General features: G+C 49.8%; 1 pseudogene. It reads left to right on the top strand.

Annotation, left to right across the window (positions count from 1 at the left end):
- Positions 1-223: pseudogene (locus WFN87_RS24095) on the top strand (hypothetical protein); the annotation flags it as partial.

Raw genomic sequence — 223 nt, 5'->3', positions numbered from 1 at the left:
ATGCCATCAACGCCAGCGTCAGCGTACTCACCGGGTTTGGCACCATTGTGACCGTTCATCCCGATAATGTTCGCTTCGATACGCAAATTACGGATAAAGGTAAAAAACTGCGTATCAGCAACAAGGGGAATGCCTCCGTGGTTATCAGCGACCTGAAATCCTGCGATGCAACACTTAAAGACTGTAGTCCACCCGTCAATATTCAATTAAGGCCCGGCCGGAG

This window comes from Cedecea sp. AS113 (genome assembly GCF_037152415.1).
In the GTDB taxonomy this organism is placed as follows: Bacteria; Pseudomonadota; Gammaproteobacteria; order Enterobacterales; family Enterobacteriaceae; genus Cedecea.
The sequence above is the reverse complement of the archived record's forward strand: the minus strand, read 5'-3'. Positions and strand labels throughout refer to the sequence as shown.